The organism is Microbacterium commune, from assembly GCF_014836945.1.
In the GTDB taxonomy this organism is placed as follows: domain Bacteria; phylum Actinomycetota; class Actinomycetes; order Actinomycetales; family Microbacteriaceae; genus Microbacterium; species Microbacterium commune.
The window spans coordinates 26,353-47,744 of the sequence record NZ_JACSPX010000002.1; the positions used below are offsets into that span (position 1 = coordinate 26,353).

Genomic DNA, 21,392 nt, shown 5'->3' on the forward strand with positions numbered 1-21,392 from the left:
GGCACCTCGCGTGCCTCTCCGTCGGCCCGTCCGCGAATGCACCTGCGCTCACACCATGACGGAACGAGACTCCTCCGCGGGCTGCCGGACAGAGCTGCCGCCGTGCGTCAGATAGAGGGGGAGCCCGACGAAGAGCAGTCCGCCCACGAGGTTGCCGACGACCGTGGGGATCTCGTTCCAGATCAGGTAGTCCCACAGCGTGAACTCCCCGCCCATGAGCAGGCCGGAAGGGAACAGGAACATGTTCACGATCGAGTGCTCGAAGCCCATGTAGAAGAACAGCATGATGGGCAGCCACATGGCGATCACCTTGCCCCCGACGGTGTTCGACGCCATCGCCAGCACGACGCCGGTCGACACGAGCCAGTTGCACAGCATTCCGCGGATGAACAGCGTCAGCATGCCGGCGAGGCCGTGATCGGCGTATCCGACGGTGCGACTGTGGCCGATCTCGCCCAGCGCGCGGCCGACCTCGTTCGGCTCGGCTGAGAAGCCGTAGGTGAAGACCGCGGCCATGAGCACGGCGACGAGGATCGCGCCGCAGAGGTTGCCCAGGAACACCAGGCCCCAATTGCGGAGCATGGCAGGAACCGTGGCACCGGGGCGCCGTGCGAGGACGGTGAGAGGACCGAGGGTGAACACGCCGGTGAGCAGGTCGTAGCCGAACAGGTAGAGGATGACGAAGCCGACGGGGAAGAGCACGGCGCCCAGCAGCGGCTGGCCGGTCTGCGTGGCGATCGTCACGGCGAAGGCCGCGCCGATGGTGAGCAGGGCTGCGCCCATGAAGGCCCGGATCAGAGTGTCGCGTGCGGACATCTGCATCTTGGCGGCGCCGGCGTCGAGCATGTGGCCGACGAGTTGGGCGGGCTTGACGTAAGACACGAGTACCTCCTAGGAAAGGAGCCCGGTCGGGCTCTCTCGAGGACAGCGTGGTCCAGCGATGTTTCCGAGGTTCGTGTGTGTGGTTACGCCTATGGAACCAAGTTCTCACCTCGCCCGCGCGGCGCTGTGAGCAAGACGGGTGTCATCCGCCCCGACTAGCCTGGGAGGATGACCTCCGCGCCCCTGCTCTCGGGACAGACACCGCTCGCCGTGCGCATGCGGCCGGTCTCGCTCGACGAGGTGGCCGGGCAGCAGCATCTGCTGCGCGCGGGGTCGCCGATCGTCGCCCTCGCCGATCCGGATGCCAAGGCGCCCGGCGCGGTGTCGATCATCCTCTGGGGTCCGCCCGGCACAGGCAAGACCACGCTCGCTCAGGCCATCGCCCGTTCCTCGGGGCGCCGGTTCGTCGAGCTGTCGGCGATCACCGCCGGGGTCAAGGACGTACGGGAGGTCATGCAGGAGGCGATCACGCAGCGCGACCTCTACGGCCAGACCACGATCCTGTTCCTGGATGAGATCCACCGGTTCACGAAGGCCCAGCAGGATGCCCTGCTGCCCGGCGTCGAGAACGGCTGGGTCATCCTCATCGCGGCGACCACCGAGAATCCGTCGTTCTCGGTGATCTCGCCGCTGCTCTCGCGTTCGCTGCTTCTGACACTGAAGCCCCTCACCGACGACGACATCGGCGTGCTGCTCGACCGTGCCGTGGAAGACGCGCGCGGGCTGGCCGGCGCGGTGAGCGTGTCCGATGATGCGCGAGCGGCCCTGATCCGTCTCGCGTCGGGGGATGGGCGCCGTGCTCTCACCGGACTCGAGGCGGCCGCGGCCGTCGCGCTCTCGAAGCACGAGGAGGGTGAGGAGGTCGTCGTCACGGATGAGGACGTCGCCCAGGCCGTCGATCGGGCGCTGCTGCGCTACGACAGACAGGGCGACGAGCACTACGACGTGATCAGCGCCTTCATCAAGTCGATCCGCGGGTCGGATGCCGATGCGGCGGTGCACTATCTGGCACGGATGATCGAGGCGGGGGAGGACCCGCGGTTCATAGCCCGTCGACTCGTGATCTCCGCTGCGGAGGACATCGGTCTCGCCGACCCGCAGGCGCTGACGATCGCGACGGCCGCCGCCGATGCGGTCGCCTTCATCGGGATGCCAGAGGGGCGCATCCCGCTCGCCGAGGCGACGATCTACCTGGCGACGACCGCCAAGTCGAACGCCGCGTACGCCGCGATCAATCAGGCGATCGCGGACGTGCGGGCCGGCGGATTCGGCCGTGTGCCGATCCACCTCCGCGATGCCCATTACGCCGGAGCGAAGCGCCTCGGGCACGGCAAGGGCTACCGCTATCCGCACGACAGCGACGCGGGCATCCTGCCTCAGCAGTACCTGCCCGACGAGCTCGTGGGGCGGCGCTACTACGAACCGAAGAACCTCGGTGCCGAGCGCGACATCGCACCCCGGCTGGAGCGCATCCGGCGGATCCTCGGCGACCGCTGAGACGCTCAGCCCGATCTGTTAGCATTGACCGGCTCGAAACAGAGTTTTCGGGCATCCCTCCGCTCCTGCACCACTTCCCGACGCGCCCCGGCGTGCGCGACGAGAAGGAGGAAGCGAGGCGATACGCCCGTGAGGCGCGAAAGACGCGTCCACGTCACGGAAGGAACACTTCGTGGTCACGAAGTCCCAGGACCGCCGCAAGGTCCGTCTCAGCCGTGCGCTGGGAATCCCGCTCACCCCGAAGGCCGCCCGCTACCTCGAGAAGCGTCCCTACGCTCCGGGCGAGCACGGCCGCACCAAGCGCAAGGCCGACAGCGACTACGCCGTCCGTCTGCGTGAGAAGCAGCGTCTGCGCGAGCAGTACGGCATCCGCGAGAAGCAGCTGCGCATCGCGTTCAACGAGGCCCGCCGCAAGGACGGCCTGACCGGTGAGAACCTGGTCGAGCTGCTCGAGATGCGTCTCGACGCGCTCGTCGTGCGTGCCGGCTTCGCCCGCACCACCGCGCAGGCCCGTCAGCTGGTCGTGCACCGTCACATCCTCGTCGACGGTCAGCTCGTCGACCGCCCGTCGTTCCGCGTGAAGCCGGGTCAGCTCATCCACGTCAAGGCCAAGTCCGAGGCTCTCGAGCCTTTCCAGGTCGCAGCAGCCGGCGGTCACGCCGAGGTCCTGCCCCCGGTCCCGGGCTACCTCGAGGTCGAGCTCGACAAGCTGCAGGCCCGCCTGGTCCGTCGTCCGAAGCGCGCCGAGGTCCCCGTGACCTGTGAAGTGCAGCTCGTCGTCGAGTACTACGCAGCCCGCTGATATCAGCATCCGCACGAGAGGCGTCGGGGTTTCCCCGGCGCCTCTCGTCGTAGGATGGAGCGATGAAGAGACTGTCTTGGTTCCTGACCGGCGTGATCGGCGGATTCGTCGCCGCCCACTTCATGAACAAGGATCCTCGCGGGCAGGAGATCTTCGCCGACCTCGACGCCCGTCTGTCTCAGGTCACCGCCGTCATCGGCGACGCGTATCGGCAGCAGGAAGCCCGCCTGTCCGACCCCGCAGACGACTGAACCCGATTCACAATCGCCGCGCGCCCCGACGCGGCGCTCCCACGCAAGGAATGCCACGAGCTCTATGAAAACTGCGGAGATCGCGCAGCGGTACCTCGACTACTTCGAGAAGAACGACCACCTCATCGTCCCGTCGGCATCCCTGGTCAGCGATGACCCGTCGCTGCTCTTCACCGTCGCCGGAATGGTGCCGATGATCCCGTACCTCACGGGGGTCGTTCCCGCTCCGCATCCGCGCATCGCCGATGTGCAGAAGTGCATCCGCACGAACGACATCGAAGAGGTCGGCCGCACCGCCCGCCACGGCACGTTCTTCCAGATGCTCGGCAACTGGTCGTTCGGCGACTACTTCAAGGAAGGCGCGATCCGGTACGCCTGGGAGCTGCTGACCTCGTCCGAGGCCGACGGAGGACTGGGCTTCGACGAGAAGGACCTGTGGGTCACCGTCTACGAGACCGACGACGAGGCCGAGGCGATCTGGCGCGACATCATCGGGCTCAAGCCGGAGCGCATCCAGCGGCTCGGCCGGGCGGACAACTACTGGAACACTGGGCAGCCCGGCCCCGGCGGCCCCGACTCGGAGATCTTCTTCGATCGCGGGCCCGCCTACGGCAAGGACGGCGGCCCTGCCGCCGACGACTCGCGGTTCCTCGAGATCTGGAACCTCGTGTTCATGCAGGAGCTCGTCGAGAACGTCCGCAGCAAGACGGAGTTCGACATCGTCGGCGAACTGCCCATGAAGAACATCGACACCGGCATGGGGCTGGAGCGCGTCGCCTTCTTGAAGCAGGGCGTCGAGAACATGTACGAGACCGACCAGGTGCGTCCGGTCCTCGACCGCGCGGTCGAGCTCTCCGGCAAGAAGTACGGCGCGGTGCACGAGGATGACGTGCGCTTCCGCGTCATCGCGGATCACGTGCGCTCGTCGCTCATGCTGCTCTCCGACGGCGTGCGCCCCTCGAACGAGGGCCGCGGCTACATCCTCCGCCGCCTGATGCGCCGCACCGTGCGATCGATGCGCCTGCTCGGGGTGGACGCGCCGTCGTTCCCCGAGCTGTTCGCGGCGTCGAAGGACGCCATGAAGTCGGCGTACCCCGTGCTCGAGGCGGACTGGTCGACGCTCTCCTCGGCCGCCTTCGCCGAGGAGGAGACCTTCCGCCGCACCCTCGCCCAGGGATCGACGATCCTCGATCTCGCGCTCGGCGACACCAAGAAGAAGGGCGCCGCCACCCTCAGCGGCTCCGAGGCCTTCCTGCTGCACGACACGTACGGCTTCCCGATCGACCTCACGCTCGAGGTCGCCGAGGAGGCAGGGCTCGACGTCGACCGCCCCGCGTTTGACGCGCTCATGAAGGAGCAGCGCGACCGCGCCAAGGCCGACGCCCGCAACCGCAAGCGTCAGCTCGCCGATGTGTCGGTGTATCGCGAGTTCCGCGCGCTCGGTGAGACCGGCTTCGCGGGGTACACCGACCTGCAGACCGAATCCCGGGTGCTCGGACTGATCGTCGACGGCGCGCCCGTCCAGACCGCATCCGAGGGACAGGTCGCCGAGGTCGTCCTCGCCGAGACCACGCTCTACGCCGAGTCGGGTGGCCAGGTCGCGGACAAGGGCACGATCGTGGGCGCCGGGTTCGAGCTCGACGTGCTCGACGTGCAGCGCCCCGTGCCCGGGCTGATCAGCCACACCGTGCACGTGGCCACCGGGTCGGTGTCGGTCGATGACCGCGCGACCACCGTGGTGGACGCCGCCAACCGTCGCGCGGCGCGGCAGGCCCACTCGGCCACGCACCTCGTGCACGCGGCCCTGCGTGACACGCTCGGCAAGACCGCGACCCAGGCGGGTTCGCTCAACCGCGCCGGGTACATGCGCTTCGACTTCTCGTGGTCGCAGCCGCTGTCGCTGGAGACCCGCTCGGAGATCGAGGAGATCACCAACCGCGCGGTGAACGACGCGCTCGAGGTGACGACCCGCATCGTCTCGCTCGACGAGGCCAAGGATGCCGGCGCCATGGCGCTGTTCGGCGAGAAGTACGGCGACGTGGTGCGCATGGTCGACATCGGCGGGCCCTGGTCTCGCGAGCTCTGCGCCGGCACGCACGTGGCCACGAGCTCCGAGATCGGACTGGTCAGCCTCGTCGGCGAGTCATCGGTCGGTGCATCCAACCGCCGTATCGAAGCCCTCGTGGGGCAGGACGCCTTCCGCGAGCTGGCCGCGGAGCGCACCGTCGTGTCGCAGCTGACCTCGGCGCTGAAGGCGCCGCGTGACCAGCTCGGCGCCCGCATCGAAGAGCTGCAGGCGAACCTCAAGGCAGCCGAGAAGCGCATCGCGCACTTCGAGGCGAAGGAGCGCGAGGGACGCGTCCCCGCTCTGGTCGAGGCGGCAGCGCAGGTCGGCGGCTACCGCGTGGCATCCACCTCGCTCGGCGAGGTCGGATCGGCCGACGACATCCGCACCCTCGCCCTGAGCGTGCGCGAGCGTCTCGGCTCCGACGCCGCTGTCGTCGCCTTCGGCGGTGTCGTCGGCGGTCGGCCGATCGTCGTCGTGGCGACCAACGACGCCGCGCGCGTCGCCGGTGCGAAGGCGGGTGCGCTGGTGCGCATCGCGGCGGGCATGCTCGGCGGCGGCGGAGGCGGCAAGGACGACGTCGCGCAGGGCGGGGGGACGGATGCTGCGGCTCTGGACGCCGCACTGGCAGCGATCGTGTCGGAGCTCGCGGGAGCGTGACCGGTTTCCGGCGAGGCACCCGCATCGGGATCGATGTCGGCAAGGCGCGTGTCGGCGTCGCCCGGTGCGACCCCGACGGCATGCTGGCCGTTCCGGTCGAGACCGTGCCCCGGTCGGAGACGTCGATCGACCGCATCCTGCAGCTCATCGCCGAGTGGGAGCCGCTGGAGATCGTGGTGGGCCTGCCCGTGAACATGCGCGGCGAGGAGACGCTGTCGACCGACGACGCGCGCGCCTTCGCCGAGGAGCTGCAGCGCCGTTCCGGCCTCGATATCCGCATGGTCGACGAGCGGCTGAGCACCGTCAGCGCCCACACCGCCCTGCGCGCTTCCGGGCGAACACAGAAGAACTCTCGTAGCATTGTCGACCAAGTGGCCGCAGTGGTGCTGTTGCAGCATGCCGTGGACACCGAGAAGAGCACCGGGATGCCCGCCGGTGCGTTGATCACGCCTGCCCAGGAGCCGCCCCGCGATGTCTGACCCGCACGATCGCAGATCCGACTCGCTCGGTGACTTCTTCGACAACGTCCCCACAGCGCCGCCGCCGGTGCCCGAGCGCGAAGCCCGCGATGAACCGGCCCCCGGTTCGCGACGCGCACTGCGCCAGGCGGCCGCCCGCGGATCCGCAGAGCGCGAGACGGCTCCGGCGAACCCGTCGGCTCAGCCGGACCAGGAAGCGGCGGCCGGCGACGCCGCAGCAGCCGCACGGCCCGCAGCTGCCGCACCGAGCCCGGCTGCGGTGGCGCACGACGCAGAGGGCTCCGAGCCTCTGGACGCGCTCTTCGCTCCCGAGCCCCCGGCCCCTGCGCCGCGCAGGCGACGGGGTCGTGGCTGCCTGATCACCCTGGTCGTGCTGCTCGTCATCGGCGGTGTCGCCGCCGGCGCGGGCGTCTGGATCTACAACACGTACCAGACCCAGATCGACGACATCATGGGCTGGGGCGAGCCGAAGGACTACGAGGCCGGAATCGCCACCGGCGAGGCGTTCGTGACCATCAAGAAGGGCGATACCGGGGGTCCGGTGTCGACGGCACTGTTCGAGGCGAAGGTCACCAAGACCGACCGCGTGTTCTACGAGTACCTGATCGAGAACGAACCGAATGCCACGTTCTATCCCGGGGTGTACAGGCTCCAGCAGAAGATGACGGCGGCTGCAGCGCTGAAGGCGCTGTCGAACCCGGAGAACCGGATGGCCAACACCGTGCGCATCGCCGAGGGCAGCACGGTCGCCTCCTCGCTGCCGCAGATCGCCGAGGGCGTGGGCATCCCGATCGAAGAGCTGAAGGCCGCCGTTCAGGATCCCTCCGCGTACGGTGTCTCCGCGCAGAGCCTCGAGGGCTGGCTGTTCCCGGCCGTCTACACGTTCGACCCCGGTGCGACGGCCGAGGACGTGATCGCCGCGATGGTCGATCGCACCCGCGAGTCGCTGGCCGAGGCGGGTGTTCCCGCAGAGGACGAGCAGCGCGTGCTCACGATCGCATCGATCATCGAGCGCGAAGCGCGCACCCCCGACTTCCCGAAGGTGTCGCGCGTCATCGCCAACCGCGTCGCCGACGGCATGATGCTGCAGATGGACTCCACCGCCCAGTACGGCTACGGCGAGCTGCACGCCGGCAAGGCGAGCACGTCCGAAGCCGCGCAGCATGACGACAACGCGTGGAACACGTACGTCATCAGCGGCCTCCCCGCGACACCGATCGCGAACGCCGGATACGCGGCGATCGACGCCGCGATGCACCCGGTCGACGGCCCGTGGCTGTACTTCGTCACCGTCGACTTCTCGACCGGTGAGACGCAGTTCTCCCAGACCTATGAAGAGCACCAGCAGGGCATCAAGAAGATGCGCGCCTGGTGCTCGGCGAACCCCGAGTACACGGGCTGCTGAGGTGGCCTCGCGCACGCGTCTCGCCGTGTGGGGTGACCCGATCGGGCACAGCCGCTCACCGCTGCTGCACACGGCCGCCTACCGTCATCTCGGGCTGGACTGGACGTACGAGCGTCGTCAGGTCGACGCGGCCGCGTTCCCTGCCGCCCTGAGCTCCCTCGACGACTCCTGGCGCGGGCTGTCGCTGACGATGCCGCTGAAGGAGGTCGCGCACGCCGCGGCCGACGAGCTCGACAGACATGCGGTGCTGACCGGAGCGGTGAACACCCTGCTGCTCGGCGAGACCGTGCGCGGTTTCAACACCGACGTGGGCGGCATCGTGGATTCGTTCACTCATGCCGGGATCGCGGGCGTTCGGCGCGGGCGCATCCTCGGAGCCGGCGCCACGGCGGCATCCGCTCTGGTGGCGCTGAGCGACCTCGGCACGACGGAGGTGGAGTTCCGCGCTCGGCGGCCCGAAGCCGTCGACCGGCTGCGCCCGACCGCCGAGGCTCTGGGTGTGCAGCTCCGCACCGTCGACTTCGCGGCACCGGCATCCGACGTCGATGTGACCGTCGCCACGCTGCCGAGCGGAACGGTGCTCGACGCTGACGTCGCGACACCGCTCGCCGCCGTCGGCGGCACGCTCTTCGAGGCGGCGTACGCGCCGTGGCCCTCCGCCCTGGCTGCGCTGTGGCCCTCGTCGAACGTCATCTCGGGGTTCGAGATGCTGCTGTTCCAGGCCGTGCGGCAGATCCGCGTCTTCTGCGGCGGCGACCCGCAGCGCGAGCTGCCCGACGAAGCCGTCACAGTCGGCATCATGCGGTCGGCGGGCATGGGAGACTAGGGCAATGCTCCGCGTGCTCACTGCCGGCGAATCGCACGGCCCCGAACTCATCGCCATCGTCGAGGGTCTGCCCTCCGGTGTGACGGTCACGGCCGAGGCCATCCAGGCCGACCTCCAGCGTCGCAAGCTCGGTTACGGCCGCGGCTCGCGCATGAAGTTCGAACAGGACGAGCTGACCATCTCCAGCGGTGTTCGTCACGGTCTCACGCTCGGCAGCCCCATCGCGCTGCGTATCGGCAACACCGAGTGGCCGAAGTGGACCGAGGTGATGAACCCGGCGCCCACAGAGCTGACCGAGAAGTCTCGCGGACGGGGCGCCGCGCTCACGCGTCCGCGTCCCGGCCACGCCGACCTCGTCGGCATGCAGAAGTACGACTTCGATGAGGCCCGACCGATCCTCGAGCGTGCGAGCGCACGCGAGACCGCCGCGCGAGTGGCCCTGGGCGCCGTGGCGCGCTCGTTCCTCTCCGAGCTCGGCATCCGCCTGGTCAGTCACACGCTCTCGATCGGACCGGTGCGGGCTCCGGAGGGCGCCGCGCTGCCCACGCCGGACGACGTCGACGCGCTCGACGCCGACCCGCTGCGCTGCTTCGACACTGAGACGTCCGCGCGCATGGTCGAGGAGGTGGACGCCGCCCGCAAGGACGGCGACACCCTCGGCGGCATCGTCGAGGTGCTCGCCTATGGACTGCCGCCCGGAATCGGCTCGCACGTGCATTGGGACCGCCGTCTTGACGGCCGCCTCGCGCAGGCGCTGATGAGCATCCAGGCGATCAAGGGCGTCGAGGTCGGTGACGGCTTCGAGACGACCCGTCGCCGCGGCTCGGCGGCTCACGACGAGCTGTTCGCCGCCGATGACGGCATCACCCGGGCATCCGACCGCGCCGGGGGGATCGAAGGCGGCATGAGCACGGGGACCGTGCTGCGCATCCGTGCCGGCATGAAGCCGATCGCCACGGTTCCGCGTGCGCTGCGCACGGTCGACGTCGCCTCGGGCGAGACTGCCACGGCGCACCATCAGCGCTCGGACGTCTGTGCGGTACCCGCCGCCGGCGTCGTCGCCGAGGCGATGGTCGCCATCGAGCTCGCGAATTCGCTGCTCGAGAAGTTCGGCGGCGACAGCATCCGCGAGACGCGACGCAACCTCGAGTCCTACCTCGCGGCGATCCCGGAGTCGCTGCGCACAGCACCCGCATCCGAGGCGGCGCTGCTCGCCCATGATGAGCTCGTCTGACCATCCGCTGACTCTCGTGCTGGTCGGCCCGATGGCCGCGGGTAAGACGAGTGTCGGCCGCAAGGTCGCGCGACTGCTCGACGTGCCCTTCATCGACACCGACAAGCGCATCGCCGCCGAGCACGGTCCCATCCCTGAGATCTTTGCCGAACACGGTGAAGCGCACTTCCGCGAGCTCGAGCGCGAGGCCGTCGCCACGGCGGTCGCGGAGGGCGGTGTGGTCTCGCTGGGCGGGGGAGCGGTGACGGATGCCGAGACCCGTGCTCTGCTGCACCGGCATCCGGTCGTCTTCCTGACCGTTACCGCCGAGGCCGTCGAAAGACGCATCGGCGGGGCCAGCCGCCCGCTTCTCGCGGACGAGGAGAACCCGGTGCAGCGGTGGCGCATCATCTTCGATCAGCGTCGACGCTGGTACGAGGAGGTCGCCGACCTCACCGTCGACACATCACGCAGACCCATGCGGGCACTGGCGGAGGAGATCGCCGCCTGGAGGAGGAAGCAGCAATGACCACGACCACGATCAGCGTCTCCGGACAGACACCCTATGAGATCACCGTCGGGCGTGACATCCTCGACCGGGTTCATGCGGCTCTCGACCCGGCGGTTCGCAAGGTGCTCGTCGTGCACCCGCCGACGCTCGGCAAGCGGGCGGCAGAGCTGCGCGAGCGGCTCATGGCGGAGGGCGGTCTCGAGGTGCTGCTGGCCGAGATTCCGGATGCCGAGGCCGGCAAGCGCATCGAGGTCGCGGCGTTCTGCTGGCAGGTGATGGGCCAGGCCGACTTCACCCGCACGGATGCCGTGGTCGGCTACGGCGGCGGATCGGTGACCGATGTCGCCGGCTTCGTCGCCGCCACCTGGCTGCGCGGCGTGCAGGTCGTGCAGGTGCCGACCACCGTGCTCGGCCTGGTCGACGCGGCCGTCGGCGGCAAGACCGGTGTGAACACGGCCGAGGGCAAGAACATGGTCGGGGCGTTCTGGGCTCCCCGCGCCGTCATCGGCGATCTCGATGAGCTGCAGACACTGAGCGCGAACGAGGCCACGGCGGGGTACGCCGAGGTGGTGAAGGCCGGATTCATCTGGGCGCCGGAGATCCTGGACATCATCGAGGCATCTCCGGAGCGGGCGGTCGATCCGACGACCGACGAGTTCCGCCGCACCGTGGAGCTGGCGATCGACATGAAGGCGAAGGTCGTCTCGGATGACTTCCGCGAGGCGGGGCTGCGGGAGATCCTCAACTACGGCCACACGCTCGGGCACGCGATCGAGCACGCCGAGCGCTACCAGTGGCGCCACGGAGCGGCGATCTCGATCGGCATGATGTACGCCGCCGAGCTGTCGCGTCTGGCGGGCCGGCTCTCCGATGCCGGTGCGGACCGGCATCGCACGGTGCTCGAATCGCTCGGGCTGCCGACCACCTACCGCGCGGGTGCCTGGCCGCAGCTGCTGGCGACCATGCAGCGCGACAAGAAGGCGCGCGGCGGGATGCTGCGCTTCATCCTGCTCGACGACATCGCCAAGCCCACCGTCGTGCAGGCGCCGGACGAGTCGCTCATGTTCGCCGCATACCAGGAGGTCGTGGGATGAGCGACGCCCGCCGGTTGATGCTGCTGAACGGTCCGAACCTCAACCTGCTCGGCACCCGGGAGCCCGACGTGTACGGCACCGCGACGCTGGCCGACGTCGAACAGCTCACCGCCGCTGCCGCGGCGGACGCAGGATACGAGCTGCGTGCGCTGCAGAGCAATCACGAGGGTGTGCTGATCGACGCGATCCACGCGGCCCGCGAGGACTGCGCGGCCATCATCATCAACCCCGGCGGGCTCACGCACACGTCGGTGTCGCTGCGCGATGCGCTGACCGGCGTCGGCCTGCCGTTCGCTGAGGTGCACATCTCGGACGTGTACGCCCGGGAGAAGTTCCGCCACTTCTCCTACCTCGACGACGTCGCCACCGTGCGCGTCGTCGGCGAAGGCGTCGACGGCTACGCGCGGGCCGTGCGGGAGCTGGCCGCGCTGCTCTGACCTCCGTCGGCCCAGAACGGGCGGGCTCGCGAGCTCAGGTCGGACATCGTTCCATGGTCGATGCGCACCCGTGTCTCGCCGATGCCGAATGTCGGCCACTGCATGACCACGTCGACGGCTCCGTCGGGTGGCAGCGGCCACACTCGTGGTCGTCGGCGCCAGATCTGCCTTGCACGGATCGTGTGGAGAGCAAGCGAACGTGATCCCGATACGGCCTGTTCCTATCGCGCCGCGCGTCGGCGGCTAAAAGGGTGGTGGCGCGGAGCTGGCGTATCCGGTGGGGGAGATGACCTGCACCGAGCGATCGGGTCGGGTCCGGTACCGGACGCGCGTGCGATGTCGGATGGTGTGGTCGCGGGGGCAGAGCGGCCGCAGTTGGGTGAGGTCGGTGGTTCCGCCCGTCGCCCACGGTATGTCGTGGTCGAGGTCGGCGTCGACGGCGAGGCGGGTGCATCCGTCGCGGGAGCAGGTGCCGTGGTGCAGGGTGAGCCAGTCGCGTTGTGCTCGGGTGGGGCGGTAGGTGCGGCGGTCCATGTCGACGACGACGCCTTTGACCGGGTCGGTGATCACCCGACGGAAGCCGCGCGCGTCGAGGAAGAGCTGCTTCGCGGTGAGCGGGTCGATGCTGTCGCCGCCGACGATGGAGGCGGACTCGACGGGGACCGGGCCGCCGGCGAGGAGCTGCACGGGCACGGTGACGAAGACCTTCGTCTGCACCGCCGTGGCGGTGCCGACCCCGCGCAGCCAGGCGCTGAACAGATCGGCGCGGATCTGATCCCGGGTGCGCCCCTCACGAGTGTCCTTGCGGGTGTGTTTGGCCGTCGCTGACAGGCGCCGCATCGCCGCGACCGCCTCGTGGGCGGGGAGCAGCGCGGTCAGCCACGACATCCCGTCGCCGGCGGGGGAGACGCTCACGTGCCGGTCGGCCATCGCCCGGGTGTGCCGGCGCGCGGCAGTATCGCCGGTGATCCGGTCGACGAGCTTCTTCGCCCGCTGCCGCAGCACCGCCGATGAGCAGGTCAGCACCCACTCGTGCGCGGCACGATCCAGCCGGGCGAGGGCCGCAGCCGCAGCATCCCGCACCCCCCGCGGCGCGCCCACCGGAGACGCGAGCGGGCCGGCGGCGGTGACGATCACTCCGACGCTGTGCATCGACGCGAACCCGTCGCGGGCGCGCTGCCACAGCAACGGCAGATCCCGCGCCGCCGTCTCCGCCGTCGAGCACAGCTCCCGTACCCGCTCCTGCGAGATCCGCAACCGCAGCGACAGCTCCAGCACCACAGCCCGCTCGGCCATCTGCACGTCGGCGTCGATCGTGTAGATCTCCGGATGCCGACGAGCGAACTCGACCGCCTCCACCACCCGCTGCGCCTGACGCGCCGCCGACCGGTTCGCATCCACCTCAGAGCACGTCACATCATCCAGAAGCACCCCCAGCACATCACCCGCGGACTGCGGGATCACGCCGAGCTTCTCATCGATGACCATGACACCAGTATAGAACAAAGATTCGAACAAGGGAAGGGCGACGTCCGGACAGATCGCCCGATCCGGGGCATCCGATAGAATCGCTTTTCGGCCACTTCACTGCGCGCATCCGCGCCCGGCCCTCGAAGCTTCTGAATGAACGGACCCGCATCACCATGGCATCCACCGCAGACATCAAGAACGGCGTCGTCATCAAGATCGACGGACAGCTCTGGAGCGTCGTGGAGTTCCAGCACGTCAAGCCCGGCAAGGGCGGCGCCTTCGTCCGCACCAAGCTGAAGAACGTCGTCACGGGCAAGTCGGTCGACAAGACCTACAACGCCGGCACCAAGATCGAGATCGAGAACGTCGATCGTCGCGACTTCACCTACCTGTACACCGACGGCGACAGCTTCGTCTTCATGGACCAGGAGGACTACGACCAGATCAACGTCCCCGCGGCCACCGTCGGCGACGCGAAGAACTACATGCTCGAGAACCAGCAGGTGCAGATCGCGCTGAACAACGGCAACCCGCTGTACATCGAGCTGCCCGCATCGGTCGTGCTCGAGGTCACCTACACCGAGCCTGGCCTGCAGGGCGACCGCTCGTCGGCAGGCACGAAGCCCGCCACCCTCGAGACCGGCTACGAGATCCAGGTCCCGCTCTTCCTCGAGACCGGCACCAAGGTCAAGGTCGACACCCGCACGGGTGACTACCTCGGCCGCGTCAACGACTGACCTTGAGCGCCCGCACCAAGGCGCGCAAGCGCGCCCTCGACATCCTCTTCTCGGCCGACGTGCGCGGCGAGGAGCTCTCGGTCGTGCTCGCCGCGGCCGCCAAGCGCGCCGCCAGCGAACCGGCTCGCGAAGCCTCGTGGCTGTATGCCCGCGAGATCGTCGACGGAATCATCGACAACCGCGATGAGATCGACGAGCACATCACGACCCACAGCAACGACTGGAAGATCGACCGGATGCCCGCCGTCGACCGTGCTCTGCTGCGCATCGGCACGTGGGAGATCGTCTACAACGACGAGGTCCCGACCGCTGTCGCGATCGATGAGGCCGTCGAGCTCGCCAAGGAGCTCTCCACCGAGGACTCCGGCGCATTCGTGCACGGCGTGCTGGCCCGCATCGCCCGTTCCATCTGAGTCGCAGCCGGCGCTGAGCGCGTGTCGGTGGTGACGGGGAGGATGCTGTCATGAGCTCTCCCCGTCCCTCCGCCACCGCGCTTCGCGAGCTGGCCGGAGACGGCGGCTATCAGCGCGGCCTCGACTACGCCCGCCGCGGTCGCGTCAGGGACGCGCGGTGGGATGCCGGGTCGCAGACCCTCGTCGCCGAGGTGTACGGCAGCGAGCGTTCCCCCTACCGCTGCCGGGTGCGCTTCGACGGGCCGCGGATCATGACGACCAGCTGCACATGTCCGGTCGTCTCCGCATGCAAGCATGCGATCGCGGCGATCCTCATCGGAGCCGACCCGGATGAGACGCCGGACCAGGCGCCCCTGCCGCCCGCCGATCCGCCGCGACCGGCGCCCCCGCCGCGAGAGCCGTGGGAGCAGTTCGGTGCATTCGCGCGACCCGTCCCGCAGGCGGCATGGCGCGCCCTGCTGAGCACGCCTGCCGTGGAGTCGACCACGCTGCCGCTCGCCCTCGGCATCGAGCTGCGGGTGCGTCCGCGCCACACGTTCGAGCGATGGGGGCCCGCCGCGCTGCAGACGGCGACACCCCGCGACCTCGCCGGCGAACACGGCGAGATCCTGCTCTGCGTCCGGCCGCTCATGCGCAGCGCATCGACCGGTCGATGGATTCACGGCGATGCCTCCTGGGACTCGGTACGTCGCTCATCGGGGCGCTTCGATGCCGAGCAGGCGCGCTGGTTCACCGACTTCCTCAACATCGCGCGCGACTCGCTGCTCTCGGGCACCGCGGGGGACTGGATCGCGCTCGACAGGGTGGAGACGCCGCTGCTGTGGCAGCACATCGACGCTCTGGCCGGGCTCGGCATCCCGATCATTCCCACGCAGAAGCACACCGCCGTCCGACTCGCCGAAGACGCGGCGATCGGTCTGCGCATCGACCCGGCCGCGGGCGGTGCGCTCTCGGTCAGCGTCGATGCGGTCATCGACGCGCACCCGGCTCCGGCGGCGCAGCTGCGGCCGATCGGACGCATCGGACTGTACCGGTGGGAACTCGTGGGATCCGGCGTCGAGGTGACCATCGCGCGCGTCGGGCTCGCGCCCGCCGTGCTGAACGCCATCAACGCCTCCACGCCGATCGACGTGCCGCCGCACGACCGGGAAGGGTTTCTTGCCGACGCCTACCCCGCCCTCGCCAGGCAGACGGCCGTGACGGCACCGGATCACCTCGCGCTGCCCGCCCTCGCCGAGCCGGATCCGGTGCTGCGGGTGGCGTTCCGCAGCGGCCATCGCATCGCATACCGGTTCGAGTGGGAGTACGCCGGTCACGGCACGGTCGCCTTCACCGGCGGCTCGGCGAGCTTCCGCGATCCGGATGCCGAGCGAGCCCGCGCTCGTGACATGGAGACGATCTGGGCCGGAGCGACCCGAGACGCGTTCCGCGAGCGTGCCGACCTCGAACATCTCGCCGCCGCGGAGTGGGCAGCGCACGTTCTGCCGGCGTTCGAGGCGTCGGACGTGAAGGTCGTCGTCACCGGGCGTCGAACCCGCTACCGAGAACTCACCGGCACTCCCGAGATCTCGGTCTCGACCGTCGAATCGACCGATCCGGACTGGTTCGACCTCGGGGTGCTCGTGAAGATCGACGGACACTCGATTCCGTTCACCCCGCTGTTCACGGCCCTGAGCATGCGGCGCACCAAGCTCATGCTCGTCGACGGCACCTACTTCTCGCTCGCGCACCCCGCACTGCAGCAGCTGCGCGAGCTCATCGACGAGGCGGGTGCGCTCACCGAGTGGGAGACGGGCCCGCGCATCAGCAGATATCAGACCGCGCTCTGGGAGGACTTCGAAGACCTCGCCGACGAGTCCGAGCAGGCGGTGGGCTGGCGAACCACCGCCGAGGGCCTGCGCGGAATCCAGCACGTGCCCCGCACCGCGCCGCCCGCGGGCCTGCACGCGCAGCTGCGCCCCTACCAGCAGCAGGGTCTCGATTGGCTCGCCTTCCTCTGGCGGCACCGGCTCGGCGGCATCCTCGCCGACGACATGGGCCTGGGGAAGACCCTGCAGCTGCTCTCGCTCGTCGCGCACGCGGTGGAAGAGGGGGAGGGGCGTCCCTTCCTCGTCATCGCCCCCACCTCGGTGCTCGGCACCTGGCGCAGCGAGGCCCGCCGGTTCGCCCCCGACCTCGGGGTGCGCCTCGTGGAGGGCACCGGGTCTCGGCGTGCCGACGAGATCGGCGCGATGGCAGCCGAAGCCGACATCATCGTCACCTCCTACACGCTGCTGCGGCTGGATGCCGAGGAGTATCAGGGCATCGACTGGGCCGGCGTGATCATCGACGAGGCCCAGTTCGCGAAGAACCCGGCCACGAAGGTGCACCAGGCGATCGCGCAGCTGCGGTCGGTCGTCACGATCGCCGTCACCGGCACACCGCTCGAGAACAGCCTGACCGATCTGTGGGCGCTGTTCTCGCTGACCGCACCAGGGCTGTTCCCCTCGAAGCGCCGCTTCCGCGAAGAATACGTGCAGCCCATCGAGCAGGGCAAGGTGCCCGAGAACGAGGAGGGGGCGCCGTACCGGCAGCGGCGACTCGAGCGGCTGCGCCACCGCATCCGCCCGCTCATGCTGCGACGAACGAAGGAGCTGGTCGCGAGCGACCTTCCCGAGAAGCAGGTGCAGGAGCTGTTCGTCGACCTGAGCCCCGCACACCGCGCCGTCTACGACACCGTCCTGCAGAGAGAGCGTCAGAAGGTGCTCGGCCTGCTCGCCGACCTCGACCGCAACCGCTTCATCGTGTTCCGTTCGCTCACCATGCTGAGGATGCTCGCGCTGTCGCCGCGGCTGATCGATCCGGATGCCGATGATGCCTCGTCCGCGAAGCTGGACGTCCTGCTCGAGCACGTGCATGAGCTGCGTGCGGAAGGACACCGCGCACTGGTGTTCAGCCAGTTCACGTCGTACCTCGAGATGGCCGCTGAGCGGCTGCGCGCCGCCGGCATCGCCTACGACTACCTCGACGGCTCGACCCGACGGCGAGAAGACGTCATCGACGGGTTCCGCTCGGGTGATGCCCCGGTGTTCCTGATCAGTCTCAAGGCCGGCGGCTTCGGGCTCACCCTCACCGAGGCCGATTACGTCCTGCTCCTCGACCCGTGGTGGAATCCTGCGGCCGAGGCACAGGCCATCGATCGCACCCACCGGATCGGGCAGACGCAGCCGGTGATCGTGTACCGACTGATCGCCGCGGGCACCATCGAGGAGAAGGTCCTCGCCCTGCAGCAGCGCAAGGCGCGACTGTTCACCGCGGTGATGGACGATGAGGCCCTGTTCTCGCAGGCGCTCACCGCCGACGACATCCGCGGTCTGCTCGAATCGTGAGCGGCGCACCGCGGCCATCCCGATAACCACGGCCGGTCACCGGCCTCGCCCAGCGAGCGCTCGATACAATCGACGTCGTCCAACCCTGAGGAGAGACATGCGGATCACGGGACTCGGCCACGCCGGGATGTTCATCGAGACGGTCGGCGGGAACATCATCTGCGACCCCGTTCTCGGACCCTCCTTCTACGGCTCCTGGTTCCCGTTCCCCGACAACCGCGGGCTGGACTGGGAGCGCCTGGGCCGCGAGGCTGACTTCCTGTACATCTCGCATCGTCACCGCGACCACTTCGACCCGAACCTGCTCGAGAGGTACATCTCGAAGGACATCGAGGTCCTGCTGCCCGAGTACGTCACCGATGACCTCGAGGTCGACATCCGCAAGCTCGGCTACGACAACATCACCTACGCTCCCGCGGGCCAGGTGATCGAGCGCGGCGATCTGAAGATCATGATCACGCCGCTGCGCGCCCCCAGCGACGGCCCGATCGGCGACTCGTCGCTGAGCGTCGACGACGGGACGGCGTCGATCCTCAACCAGAACGACTCGCACCCGCTCGACCTGGAGGCGCTGCTGTCGTTCGGCAAGCCCGAGGCCTACTTCACCCAGGTGTCCGGCGCGATCTGGTGGCCCATGGTCTACGACCTGCCCCAGGACGCCAAGCAGAAGTTCGCCGCGCTCAAGCGCGAGGCGCAGAACAAGCGCGCCATGTACTACATCGAGAAGGTCGACGCCCCCCACGTGTTCCCGATGGCGGGACCGCCGATGTTCCTGCGCGACGAGCTCTTCCGGTTCAACGGCAAGGGTCAGGACGACGACTCGATCTTCACGGATCAGAAGGAGTTCCTGGCGCACATGAAGCAGCTCGCGCCGAAGTACGACGGTCACCTCTTCATCCCCGGCACCGTGGTGGAGATGAACCACGGCGAGATGGACGTCTCGCAGAGCCTGTACTCGGAAGACGAGATCGCCCACATCTTCGACGAGAAGTGGGACTACCTCGAAGAGCAGCGCGCATCGCGCCAGCAGGAGATCATCGACGAAGAGGCCACCCGCGCGGAGGTCATCCCCCCGGCGGAGATGCTCGCGGCGATCAAGGAGTGGTGGGAGCCGCTGCTGAAGAAGTCGCGCACCATCCGCCTCGGCGTCGGCGGCAACGTGCGCTTCAAGATCGGCGAGCTGGACATGGTCGTCGACTTCCCCAAGGCGAAGGTCCGCGAGTACGCGGGCGAGGAGTGCATCTACTGGTACACGATTCCCGCCGACCTCGTCTCGACGAACATCCGCGACCACGAGATCGACTGGTCGAACTCCATCTTCCTCTCGATGCAGTTCTCGGTCGGGCGCAGCGGCAAGTTCAACGAGTTCCTCACCACCTTCCTCAAGTGCCTGTCGGTCGACCGGATCGAGTACGTCGAGAACTGGTATCAGGAGCAGACCGACCAGACCGAGGATGCCGAGATCGACGACTGGGTGGTCCAGCGCCGCTGCCCGCACCTGCGCGCCGACCTCACCCGCACCGGCAAGATCGAGGACGGCGTGCTGACCTGCTCGATGCACGACTGGAAGTGGGACCTCGAGACCGGCAAGTGCCTGACGACGACGGGGCACCCCATCCGCGCTTCGCGGGTCATCAAGACCGGCTCCCACGCCGAGGAAGAGCCCCAGCGCGCTGCAGCACAGCGCTGACGTCACGCAGCGTCGGGCGCCGCCCGGTCTCAGCTAGACTTTCACCATCACCGAACCTTTAACACCGTCCTGTGAGGCGGAGAAGGGAAGTGGCCGTTGTCTGCACGCACTGTGCTGCACGAAGCCGATATCTCGCGCGCCCTGACGCGCATCGCCCACGAGATCCTCGAATCCAACCGAGGCGCCGACGGGCTCGTGCTCCTCGGCATCCCGACCAGGGGAGTGACGCTGGCCGAGCGGCTCGGCTCGGTCATCTCCGGCATCGCCGACACCGAGATCCCGGTCGGATCCCTCGACATCACGCTGTTCCGCGATGACCTGTCGAAGCACCCGACGCGCGCGCCGAAGCGCACCGAGATCCCCGCCGGTGGCATCGATCAGAAGACCGTCGTGCTCGTCGACGACGTGCTGTTCTCAGGCCGCACCATCCGCGCGGCGCTCGACGCCCTGCAGTCCATCGGCCGCCCGTCGGCGGTGCGCCTGGCGATCCTCATCGATCGCGGCCATCGCGAGCTGCCGATCCGCCCCGACTTCGTGGGCAAGAACATCCCGTCCTCCCGCGCGGAGCGGGTGAACCTGCGCCTGCGCGAACTGGACGGTGCCGACGAGGTGACGATCGAATCATGAGGCATCTGCTCGACACCCGCACCCTCGATCGCGAGCAGGCCCTGCGCATCCTCGACGTCGCCGAGGACATGGCCGACACCCAGTCGCGCGAGGTCAAGAAGCTTCCGACGCTGCTCGGCAAGACCGTCGTCAACCTCTTCTTCGAGGACTCCACGCGTACCCGCATCTCGTTCGAGGCTGCGGCGAAGCGGCTCTCCGCCGACGTGATCAACTTCGCCGCGAAGGGCTCCAGCGTCTCGAAGGGCGAGAGCCTGAAGGACACCGCCCAGACCCTGCAGGCGATGGGTGCGGATGCCGTGGTGGTGCGCCACTCGGCATCCGGAGCACCCCGCACACTCGCGACGAGCGGCTGGATCTCCGCCGGCGTCGTGAACGCCGGCGACGGCACGCACGAGCATCCCACCCAGGCGCTGCTCGACGCCTTCACGATCCGCAAGCGCCGCTACGGCAGCGACAGCCGCGGCCGTGACCTCACAGGGCTGCGCGTCGTGATCGTCGGCGACGTGCTGCACTCGCGCGTCGCGCGCTCGAACGTGTGGCTGCTGTCGACGCTCGGGGCGGACGTCACGCTGGTCACCCCGCCGACACTCGTGCCGCAGAACGTGACGCAGTGGCCGGTGCGCGTGCTCTACGACCTCGACGCCGCCCTCGCCGCCGGGCCGGACGCCGTCATGATGCTGCGCATCCAGGCCGAGCGGATGCACGCCGCGTATTTCCCCACTGAACGGGAGTATTCCCGGCTGTGGGGTCTGGATGCGGTGCGCGCGGCGACCCTGCCGGACGATAGCATTGTGATGCACCCGGGACCGATGAACCGCGGGCTCGAGATCTCATCCGAAGCCGCAGACTCCCCCCGTTCCACCGTGCTGGAGCAGGTCACCAACGGGGTCTCGGTACGCATGGCGGTGCTCTATCTGCTGCTTGCAGGCGAGCGCCACGACGAAGAGGGGAAGTGAAGTGAGCCA

General features: G+C 68.9%; 19 protein-coding genes. 17 read left to right on the forward strand and 2 right to left on the reverse strand.

Annotation, left to right across the window (positions count from 1 at the left end):
- Positions 1–48: 48 nt before the first annotated feature.
- Positions 49–882 (reverse strand): formate/nitrite transporter family protein, encoded by an 834-nt coding sequence (locus tag H9633_RS09465; protein ID WP_191713002.1) that lies wholly within the window; start codon positions 880–882, stop codon positions 49–51.
- Between the two features lie 168 nt (positions 883–1,050).
- Here H9633_RS09465 and H9633_RS09470 point away from each other — a divergent pair, with 168 nt between their 5' ends.
- The 11 genes from H9633_RS09470 to H9633_RS09520 all read left to right on the forward strand — a co-directional run bounded on the left by H9633_RS09470 (position 1,051) and on the right by H9633_RS09520 (position 12,122).
- Positions 1,051–2,379, forward strand: a complete 1,329-nt coding sequence (locus H9633_RS09470; protein ID WP_083428747.1) for a replication-associated recombination protein A — start codon at positions 1,051–1,053, stop codon at positions 2,377–2,379.
- Positions 2,380–2,551: 172 nt separating this feature from the next.
- The gene (gene rpsD / locus H9633_RS09475) at positions 2,552–3,181 is read left to right on the forward strand and encodes a 30S ribosomal protein S4 (protein ID WP_071643686.1); all 630 of its coding nucleotides are present in this window, start codon (positions 2,552–2,554) and stop codon (positions 3,179–3,181) included.
- 62 nt (positions 3,182–3,243) lie between these two features.
- On the forward strand, positions 3,244–3,432 hold the full coding sequence (locus tag H9633_RS09480) for a hypothetical protein (protein ID WP_071643685.1): 189 nt from the start codon (positions 3,244–3,246) through the stop codon (positions 3,430–3,432).
- Between the two features lie 64 nt (positions 3,433–3,496).
- Positions 3,497–6,157: an alanine--tRNA ligase gene (alaS, locus tag H9633_RS09485; RefSeq protein WP_191713003.1), complete on the forward strand. Its 2,661-nt coding sequence runs from the start codon at positions 3,497–3,499 to the stop codon at positions 6,155–6,157.
- Positions 6,154–6,636, forward strand: coding sequence for a Holliday junction resolvase RuvX (gene ruvX / locus H9633_RS09490; protein WP_071643683.1), 483 nt, complete (start codon positions 6,154–6,156; stop codon positions 6,634–6,636). The genes alaS and ruvX overlap by 4 nt, the downstream gene beginning before the upstream one ends.
- A complete protein-coding gene (gene mltG / locus H9633_RS09495; protein ID WP_191713004.1) occupies positions 6,629–8,041 on the forward strand; it encodes an endolytic transglycosylase MltG in 1,413 nt (470 codons plus the stop codon). The genes ruvX and mltG overlap by 8 nt, the downstream gene beginning before the upstream one ends.
- A gap of 1 nt (position 8,042) precedes the next feature.
- A complete protein-coding gene (locus tag H9633_RS09500) occupies positions 8,043–8,867 on the forward strand; it encodes a shikimate dehydrogenase family protein (RefSeq protein WP_071643682.1) in 825 nt (274 codons plus the stop codon).
- Between the two features lie 4 nt (positions 8,868–8,871).
- The gene (aroC, locus tag H9633_RS09505) at positions 8,872–10,101 is read left to right on the forward strand and encodes a chorismate synthase (protein ID WP_071643681.1); all 1,230 of its coding nucleotides are present in this window, start codon (positions 8,872–8,874) and stop codon (positions 10,099–10,101) included.
- Positions 10,088–10,609 carry a shikimate kinase gene (locus H9633_RS09510; RefSeq protein WP_071643696.1) on the forward strand — a complete coding sequence of 174 codons (522 nt, stop codon included), beginning with the start codon at positions 10,088–10,090 and terminating at the stop codon, positions 10,607–10,609. The genes aroC and H9633_RS09510 overlap by 14 nt, the downstream gene beginning before the upstream one ends.
- Positions 10,606–11,685, forward strand: a complete 1,080-nt coding sequence (gene aroB / locus H9633_RS09515; RefSeq protein WP_071643680.1) for a 3-dehydroquinate synthase — start codon at positions 10,606–10,608, stop codon at positions 11,683–11,685. Before H9633_RS09510 ends, aroB begins: the two co-directional genes overlap by 4 nt.
- The gene (locus H9633_RS09520) at positions 11,682–12,122 is read left to right on the forward strand and encodes a type II 3-dehydroquinate dehydratase (RefSeq protein ID WP_191713005.1); all 441 of its coding nucleotides are present in this window, start codon (positions 11,682–11,684) and stop codon (positions 12,120–12,122) included. The genes aroB and H9633_RS09520 overlap by 4 nt, the downstream gene beginning before the upstream one ends.
- Positions 12,123–12,365: 243 nt before the next feature.
- On the opposite strand, the gene H9633_RS09525 is transcribed toward H9633_RS09520, so the two are convergent.
- On the reverse strand, positions 12,366–13,610 hold the full coding sequence (locus tag H9633_RS09525; RefSeq protein WP_191713006.1) for an HNH endonuclease signature motif containing protein: 1,245 nt from the start codon (positions 13,608–13,610) through the stop codon (positions 12,366–12,368).
- Positions 13,611–13,765: 155 nt separating this feature from the next.
- Between H9633_RS09525 and efp the strand changes: the two genes are divergently transcribed.
- From efp to H9633_RS09555, 6 genes are all read left to right on the forward strand, one after another.
- Positions 13,766–14,329, forward strand: a complete 564-nt coding sequence (efp, locus tag H9633_RS09530) for an elongation factor P (RefSeq protein WP_071643676.1) — start codon at positions 13,766–13,768, stop codon at positions 14,327–14,329.
- A 2-nt stretch (positions 14,330–14,331) separates the two neighbouring features.
- Positions 14,332–14,742, forward strand: a complete 411-nt coding sequence (nusB, locus tag H9633_RS09535) for a transcription antitermination factor NusB (RefSeq protein WP_071643675.1) — start codon at positions 14,332–14,334, stop codon at positions 14,740–14,742.
- Positions 14,743–14,792: 50 nt separating this feature from the next.
- Positions 14,793–18,110 carry a DEAD/DEAH box helicase gene (locus tag H9633_RS09540; protein WP_225211366.1) on the forward strand — a complete coding sequence of 1,106 codons (3,318 nt, stop codon included), beginning with the start codon at positions 14,793–14,795 and terminating at the stop codon, positions 18,108–18,110.
- Positions 18,111–18,207: 97 nt separating this feature from the next.
- Positions 18,208–19,800: a Rieske 2Fe-2S domain-containing protein gene (locus H9633_RS09545; protein ID WP_191713007.1), complete on the forward strand. Its 1,593-nt coding sequence runs from the start codon at positions 18,208–18,210 to the stop codon at positions 19,798–19,800.
- Positions 19,801–19,896: 96 nt separating this feature from the next.
- Positions 19,897–20,427 carry a bifunctional pyr operon transcriptional regulator/uracil phosphoribosyltransferase PyrR gene (gene pyrR / locus H9633_RS09550; protein WP_191713008.1) on the forward strand — a complete coding sequence of 177 codons (531 nt, stop codon included), beginning with the start codon at positions 19,897–19,899 and terminating at the stop codon, positions 20,425–20,427.
- Positions 20,424–21,383 (forward strand): aspartate carbamoyltransferase catalytic subunit, encoded by a 960-nt coding sequence (locus H9633_RS09555; protein WP_191713009.1) that lies wholly within the window; start codon positions 20,424–20,426, stop codon positions 21,381–21,383. Before pyrR ends, H9633_RS09555 begins: the two co-directional genes overlap by 4 nt.
- Positions 21,384–21,392 lie beyond the last annotated feature (9 nt).